Consider the following 7020-nt stretch of genomic DNA (forward strand, 5'->3'; position numbering starts at 1 on the left):
GAAGGCGCGTCAAGGTGAGGCAATTCACACTCAAATAGTTTTTGTTGAAATAATATGACCGCATGATTTGGGAGGTGATGGGCCGGATCTGGCGTTTGCAGCGAGCCTTGCGCGAGGAGATGGAGGAGGGCCTCGAGGCCCTGGACCTTTCCGGCCTGGAGGCCTGGTTGCTCCGGGTGGTGGATACTCACCCATATCCCTCGGATGCCGCCCGGCACATGGGCCTGCCCCCGCCCACCGTAAGCCATATGCTGAGGAGGCTTGAGGAAAAGAACTTCTTGGAGCGCTTCTTGGACAACAAGGACCTTCGCCGCTTCAGCTTTCGCCTTACGGAGAAGGGAAGGAGCGCCTTGCGGCAAGCGGAAGGGCTTATGGAAGCGGCGCTCAGGCGGCGCCTCGCCCGGCTTAAGCCGGAGGAAATAGCGCACTTGTTGGAGTTACTGGGCAGGTTGGAGGAAGCATGAATCCCACACCACAAGAGGTTCGCTTCACCATGATCGGGGTCCTGCTGGGGGTTTTGCTGGCAGCCCTGGACCAGACCATCGTGTCCACCGCCATGCCCCGCATTGTGGGAGAGCTTAGGGGAGCCGAGTACTACGCCTGGGTCACCACCAGCTACCTCCTCACCTCCACGGTTTCTGCTCCCATCTTCGGTAGGCTCACGGAGCTCTTCTCTCGCAAGGCGGTTTTGCTTTGGGCGGTAAGCCTTTTCCTTCTGGGATCGGCCCTTTCCGGGCTGTCCCAGAACATGACCCAGCTTATCCTCTTCCGGGGGCTACAGGGAGTGGGGGGTGGGGCTCTTTTCGCCCTGGCCCTAACCACCATCGCTGTGCTCTTTCCCCCTCGTCAGCGGGGCAAGCTGGCGGGGGCTTTCGGAGCTATTTTCGGCCTTTCCTCCGCGGTGGGGCCCTGGCTGGGAGGTCTCCTCACCGACCACCTTTCCTGGAGGTGGGTGTTTTACATCAACATGCCCGTGGGGGCGGTGGCGCTGGGGTTCATCCTGCGCTACATGCCCAGGCTTCGGCCTGAAGGCCGGGAACCCTTCGACTTCCTGGGGGCCATGCTCCTCGTCCTCTGGACAGTCCCCCTTATGCTGGCCTTTTCCTGGGGAGGAAGCACGTACCCTTGGGGGAGTTCAGCGATCCTGGGGCTTTTCACCTTGGCTTTCCTAGGGCTTCTCCTTTGGATTTGGGCGGAGATCCGGCTTCCCTACCCGCTGTTTGACCTCTCGGTTTTCCGGGGAAGGGTGTTCAGCCTCTCGGCGGTGGCGACCTTCTTCTATGGCCCGGCCTTTCTGGGGGCGGTAGCCTTCCTGCCCCTATACCTGCAGGTGGTGAAGGGGGTTTCCGCCAGCCAAAGCGGGATCACCGTCCTGCCCTTGACCCTGGGCGTGGTGGTGGGAAGTTTTGGCGGCGGGCAGCTCCTGGCCCGTTTCGGGCGGTACAAGGCCCTCCTCCTCACCAGCGCCGGGTTTCTGTTGGCCCTTTTCCTGGTTCTCCACTTCACCCTCACGGTGGGGACCCCTCTGGCGGAGGTGGTGGGTCTATTCTTCCTGCTGGGCCTTGGCTTGGGTCCAGCCCAGAGCGTCCTCAACATCGTGGCGCAAAGCGGCCTGCCCAGGGAACGCATGGGGAGTGGGACCAGCATGGTCCAGTTCATGCGCCAGATCGGGTCCACCATGGGGATCGCTTTGCTGGGGACCATCCTGGCTCAAAGCCTCACGGACCACCTCCAGGGTGCTTTTCCCTCGGGAACTTCCACCCCTGCCCTGAGCCGTGCGGGGGAGGGGATGGCCCTGGACCTGGACCGGGAGTTTACCCGCCTCGAGGACTTGCTGGTAAAGGCCCTCAAGGGGGAGGAAGAAGCCTACCAGGCCTTAATGGCGGATCCCTTCCTGCCCGGGGATTTCAAGCGGTCCCTGAGGCCCGGGGGCATTCCCACCCAGTTCGCCGAGGTGAGGGAACAGGTGGCCAAGGCCTTACGGGGGGACGAAGGGGCGCGGAAGGCGCTTTTGGCGGATCCCACCTTGTCGCCCGAGATAAAGGTTTTTCTCCTCCCCGGCGGGGTTGCCCAGGGGACTCTGGCCTTGCTGGAGCGGGTTTGGTCCGGGGATGTGAGGGCCAGGGAAGCCCTTTTCCAGCTGCCCTGGGGGAAAAGCCTCGAGGGATTCCTTGCCGCACCTCCCTCCCCAGCCCTTAGGGCCCGGGTGATGTCCCAGCTTAAAACCCTGGAGGACGGGGTGGTGGTCCAGGCGCAGGCTTCCTTGAAAAGGGCGGAGGCTCAGGCCCTATCCCAGGTGCCTGCCCAGGTGGTGTCCCGCCTCGAGGCGGTTCGGCTCAAGCTCAAGGAAGCCTTGCAGGAGGGCATCGTAGAGGCTCTCCGGAGCATCTTTCTCCTTAGCGCCCTCTTTATTGCCCTTTCCCTCGCGACCCTGGTGTTTCTGCCGGACCTGGAGCTTTCGGGAGGCCTTGGGCCCCAGCCTTCGCTAGAGTGAAGGGGTGGACGGGTTCTACCTGGCCTTTGGCGAGGGGCTTTCCGAGGAGGCCAACCGCATGGCCCAGGCCCTGGCTGGCCTTCTTCTAAAGGCTCCCCCCGAAGGGCTTTGGGAGGCCGTTCCCGCCTACGGCACCCTGTACCTGGAGTACGATGCCAAGCGGCTTTCCCGGAAACGGCTCCTTGGGCTTGTTTCCCGCCTCGCCACCACCTTGGCCGAAAGTGGGGAGGAAAGCAGGCTGGTGGAGATCCCCGTGCGCTACGATGGGGAAGATCTCTTTGAGGTGGCTAGGCGCACGGGGCTTCCCCTGGAGGAGGTGAAACGCCTGCACCAGGCACCCCTTTACCGGGTCTATGCCCTGGGGTTTACCCCGGGGTTTCCCTTCCTGGCTCCCGTGGAGCCGGCCTTGCGCCTACCTCGCCGCCCCCACCCCAGGCCCCGGGTGCCGGCCCATGCGGTGGCCATGGCCGGGCCCCAGACGGGCATCTACCCCCTGCCCTCCCCTGGGGGATGGCATCTTTTGGGCACCGCCTTGGTGGCGGTCTACGATCCCCATCGGGAGGAACCCTTTCTCCTCAGGCCCGGGGACCGGGTGCGTTTCCGGGAGGCCGAGGGTTCCACTCCCCCGGAGCCCAGCCCCTTGGCCCTACTTCCCCAGGAGCCCAGGATCCCGGCCCTTCGGGTGGAGGAGCCGGGTCTTCTGGACCTGTTGGTGGATGGGGGCAGGTTCCTGGCGGGCCACCTGGGCCTGGCCCGTTCCGGGCCCTTGGATCCCTACTCCGCCTCCCTGGCCAACCGCCTGGTAGGGAATCCCTCGGGCGCACCCCTTGTGGAGGTGGCCTACCGGGGCCCGGTCCTCAGCGCTCTTAGGGATTTGGTGGCGGCGGTGGCGGGGTATGGGCTTACCGCCCTCCTGGAGGGGGAAGAGATCCCGCCGGGCCGGAGCTTTTTCTGGCCTAGGGGCAAAACCCTCTCCTTCCGGCCCAAGGGCCGGGGGGTCAGGGTTTACTTGGCGGTGGCGGGAGCCCTCGAGGGCCGTTCCTTTATGGGTTCGGTATCCCCAGACCTCCGGGGCAGGATCGGTCGCCCGTTGGCGGCGGGGGATATCTTGGGCCTGGGGGAGGAAAGGGCGGTGCGGCCGGGACTCGCCTTCCGGCAAAGGCCCTTGCCGGAAACCTTTCGCCTCCGCTTCCTTCCCGGGCCCCAGTTTTCCTGGGAGGCCTTTGGGGCCTTGGTTTCCGCCTCCTTCCGGGTGGTGCGGGCGGACCGGATGGGTGTGGAGCTCCTGGGGCCAGAGGTACCCGGGGGGGAAGGGCTTTCCGAGGCCACACCCTTAGGAGGTATCCAGGTGCCGCCTTCCGGGCGCCCCCTGGTGCTTTTGGTGGACAAGGGAAGCCTTGGGGGCTATGCCAAGCCGGCTAGGGTTCATCCCGGAGACCTCTGGCTTTTCGGCCAGGTGTGGCCGGGGGCGGAGCTAAAGTTCACGAGCGAGCTTAATCGTGAAAAGAAGCGCATACTCCCAGCCTTGGCCTGGGAAGGTTAGGGGAGGCCTCACACCGCCTCCACCACCATGGCGATTCCCTGACCCACACCGATGCACATGGTAGCCAGACCGAACTGGACTTTTCTTCGCCGCATTTCGTGGAGCAAGGTGGTCAGGATGCGGGCTCCGGAGGCTCCCAGGGGGTGGCCGATGGCAATGGCCCCGCCGTTGGGATTCAGGCGGGGGTCCTCCATGTCCAGACCCCACTCCCTGAGCACGGCCAGGCTCTGGGCGGCGAAGGCCTCGTTGAGCTCAATCAGCCCGATGTCCTTCAGGGTAAGCCCTGCCCGTTCCAAGGCCTTCTTGGTGGCGGGCACCGGCCCGATGCCCATGATCCTGGGGGGAACCCCGGCCACGGCGATGCTCCGCACCTGGGCCAGGGGGGTGAGGCCGTGGGCCTTGGCGTAGGCATCGGAGACCAGGAGGACCGCGGCGGCCCCATCGTTTAGGGGGCTGGCGTTTCCCGCGGTCACCGTGCCCCCTTCCCGGAACACGGGCCTGAGCTGGGCCAGCTTCTCCAGGGAGGTGTCCCTCCTTGGGCCCTCGTCCACCTCTACCCGGACTTCCTCTTTCCCCCGCTTCACGGGGACGGGGACCACCTCCTCTTGGAAGCGTCCCTCGTCCCAGGCCCGGATGGCCTTCTGGTGGGAGAGGAGGGCGAAGCGGTCCTGTTCCTCCCGGGGGATCTTGTACATCTCCGCCAGGTTCTCCGCGGTTTCCCCCATGCTTTCCGTGCCGTAGAGGGCCTGCATCCTGGGGTTTACCAGGCGCCAGCCCAGGGTGGTGTCGTACATCACCTGGTTGCCGGTGGGGAAGGGCCTTTCCGCCTTGGGCACCACAAAGGGAGCCCGGGACATGGACTCCACCCCGCTCCCGATGTAGACCTGGCCTTCCCCTGCCCAGATGGCCCGCACCGCCTGGGCCACGGCCTCCAGACCCGATCCGCAGAGGCGGTTGACCGTGCACCCCGCCACTTCCACGGGGAAACCGGCCAGGAGGAGGGCCATGCGGGCCACGTTGCGGTTGTCTTCTCCGGCTTGGTTGGCGCAGCCGGCGTAGACGTCTTCCACTTCCTCCTTGGGCAACCCGCTTCGCTCCATAAGGGCGGAAAGGACATGGGCCAGGAGATCGTCGGGGCGCACACTGGCCAGGGCTCCCCCGTGCTTGCCGATGGGGGTTCTGAGGGCTTCCACGATCCAGGCTTCGGGCATGGGACCCCCTTACCGACCGTTCGGTAACAGTGTAGGGGAGTTGGGAGGGGAAGTCAATCCCGCTAGAGAGAGGAAAAGCACAAGCTTTTGTAATCGTGAATAATTACACAAGCAAGGAGGATTACCCACCATAGACCGCCTGCACTTCCTCCACCAGGCTACCCACCTCCTCAACCGGGAGCCGGCAGGCTCCCTCCCGGCACAGGTAAGCCTTTCCAGGCTCCCTCCCGAGAAGGCCCGGAAGGGCGTCCGCTGGCCCCGCCACCAGCTGGGTAAGGGGTAGGTAGAGTTCCCGTACCGACTCCAGAATCAGGGAGGGCGTGGGGAGGGCAAGCTCCGTTCCCTCCTTAAGGAGGCGGTGAACCAGGAGCAAGCCAGGGAGGGCGTGGGGGTGGCGCTCAAGCCACAGGGCCCCTTCCTCCAAAAGCAACTGCGCCCGTCTTCGGTAATCCCCGCCAAAGGCGGCCTGCAGGCGCCAGAAGGCCTCGGCCAGGGCGCTTTTGCCAGAGGGAAGGGTGGTTTCCTCCACCTCCTTGGCGGGAAGGGGAAGGGGGTTCAGGGCCGGATGGGCGCTTGGTCCTTCAAGCCCCTCCCCCCGAAAGACCTCCCAGGCCACCTCCGCCAAGGACCGTGCCTTTTCCAGATAGGGCCACTCGCCGGTGGCGGTGTAAAGCTCCAGTAAGGCCAAGGCGGTAAAGCTTTGGTCTTGGAGGAAAGCCTCTTCCCCCAGGGCCCCAGCCCGCCATACGTGGCGTATAAGGCCGTTCTTGCGCATGGTTTCCACCAGGAAGTGGGCCCCTCGCCGGGCCGCCATCAAGTAGCGGTCGTCCCTTAAAAGCCTGCCTGCCTCGGCCAGGGCCCGCACCGCCAAGGCAGACCAGTCGGCTAAGACCTTGTCGTCCAAGTTGGGAGGCATGCGACATCGCCTCGAGGCAAGAAGCCTAGCCCGGAGGCCCTCCCGCCAGACCGCAAAGCCCTCCCCCAGCTTCCTCTTTACCTCTTCCTCACCCCAGGCGGTAAGCACGTACCCGGGAGGGTTTCCTACCTCCAGGGGCGGGGCCTTCCCCAGGGCAAAATAACGGTGGGCCAGGGGATAATCCTCCCCTAAGGCTGCCTGGAGCTCGTCCTGGGTCCAGGTGTAGTAGCGTCCCTCCTCCCCCTCGCTTTCCGCATCCAAAGCCGTGTAGAACCCTCCTTGGCCAGCGCTCTGCATGGAAAGAAGCCAGTCCAGGGTTTCCCGGGCCACCCTGAGAAAAAGGGGGTCGGCGAAAACCCGGTAAGCCCCTAGGTAAACCCTGGCCAGGAGGGCGTTGTCGTAAAGCATCTTCTCAAAGTGGGGGAGGTACCAGAAGCGGTCCACGGCGTAACGGTGAAACCCCCCACCCACCTGGTCGTAGACCCCACCCAGGGCCATGGCCCTTAGGGTCTTGTGGAGCATCCTGCGAGCCTCCTTCTCGCCCCGCCAGGCTAAGGAAAGGAGATAAAGGAGCAGGTTACCCTGGGGGAACTTGGGTGCGGGGAGAAACCCACCCCACTCCGGGTCAAAGGAGCGGGCAAGAAACGACAAGGCTTTTTGCTCCCCATCCTGGGGCACGGGTCCGGGAGGAGGAGTAAGGCTTCGCCAAAGGGCTTGGGAAAGGCGTTCCGCCTCTTTGGTGATGGCCTCCCGTTCCTCCCGCCAGGCCTGGGCTACCGCCAGGAGGACCCGTCTAAGAGGCTGTCGTAAAAGTCTTGTATCCTTGAAGGGTGCAGAGGACACGCACATCTTACCC

The 7020-nt window shown here is 64.7% G+C and carries 5 protein-coding genes; 3 read left to right on the forward strand and 2 right to left on the reverse strand.

What is annotated here, in order from left to right; translation table 11 throughout:
- Positions 1-62: 62 nt before the first annotated feature.
- From C2847_RS03095 to pxpB, 3 genes are read left to right on the forward strand one after another with little or no spacing between them, the layout of a single operon-like run.
- Entirely contained in the window at positions 63-464 is a 402-nt protein-coding gene (locus C2847_RS03095) for a MarR family winged helix-turn-helix transcriptional regulator (protein ID WP_105317023.1), read from the forward strand.
- Positions 461-2494 (forward strand): MDR family MFS transporter, encoded by a 2034-nt coding sequence (locus tag C2847_RS03100; protein ID WP_105317024.1) that lies wholly within the window; start codon positions 461-463, stop codon positions 2492-2494. The genes C2847_RS03095 and C2847_RS03100 overlap by 4 nt, the downstream gene beginning before the upstream one ends.
- Before the next feature lie 4 nt (positions 2495-2498).
- Positions 2499-4037: a 5-oxoprolinase subunit PxpB gene (gene pxpB, locus C2847_RS03105; RefSeq protein WP_105317025.1), complete on the forward strand. Its 1539-nt coding sequence runs from the start codon at positions 2499-2501 to the stop codon at positions 4035-4037.
- A gap of 8 nt (positions 4038-4045) precedes the next feature.
- Here pxpB and C2847_RS03110 read toward each other — a convergent pair whose 3' ends face one another.
- Positions 4046-5248, reverse strand: a complete 1203-nt coding sequence (locus C2847_RS03110) for a thiolase family protein (RefSeq protein ID WP_105317026.1) — start codon at positions 5246-5248, stop codon at positions 4046-4048.
- A 121-nt stretch (positions 5249-5369) separates the two neighbouring features.
- On the reverse strand, positions 5370-7020 hold a 1651-nt coding region (locus C2847_RS03115; RefSeq protein WP_244187339.1), incomplete at its 5' end, for a thioredoxin domain-containing protein.

This window comes from Thermus tenuipuniceus, assembly GCF_002964845.1.
GTDB classification, from domain to species: Bacteria; Deinococcota; Deinococci; order Deinococcales; family Thermaceae; genus Thermus; species Thermus tenuipuniceus.

Bases quoted from the DNA above. Each gene is read 5' to 3' on its own strand.
- C2847_RS03095 (WP_105317023.1), top strand. From the start codon at position 63: ATGATTTGGGAGGTGATGGGCCGGATCTGGCGTTTGCAGCGAGCCTTG.
- C2847_RS03100 (WP_105317024.1), top strand. From the start codon at position 461: ATGAATCCCACACCACAAGAGGTTCGCTTCACCATGATCGGGGTCCTG.
- C2847_RS03110 (WP_105317026.1), bottom strand. From the start codon at position 5,248: ATGCCCGAAGCCTGGATCGTGGAAGCCCTCAGAACCCCCATCGGCAAG.